Here is a 304-nt window from a genome sequence, read left to right on the forward strand (position 1 = left end):
GTAGTTGCCCCAGCTGCTGCCGATCTGGCGTACGTCGCCGTACGGCATCGCGCCGTCGCGGGTGTAGTTGTTGGAGAACAGCCACATGGTGCCGTCGGTCTTGATGCCGAGCAGGTCGGTGAAGCCGTCTCCGTTGGCGTCGGCCGGGACGATGCGCGCGTAGTTGCCCCAGCTGCTGCCGATCTGGCGTACGTCGCCGTACGGGATCGCGCCGTCGCGGGTGTAGTTGTTGGAGAACAGCCACATGGTGCCGTCGGTCTTGATGCCGAGCAGGTCGGTGAAGCCGTCTCCGTTGGCGTCGGCC

The 304-nt window shown here is 66.1% G+C and carries 1 protein-coding gene; it reads right to left on the reverse strand.

What is annotated here, in order from left to right; all coding sequences use genetic code 11:
• A partial coding sequence (locus tag SM573_RS29725; RefSeq protein WP_474617558.1) for an FG-GAP repeat domain-containing protein occupies positions 1–304 on the reverse strand: 304 nt, incomplete at both ends.

This window comes from Micromonospora xinjiangensis, assembly GCF_056150165.1.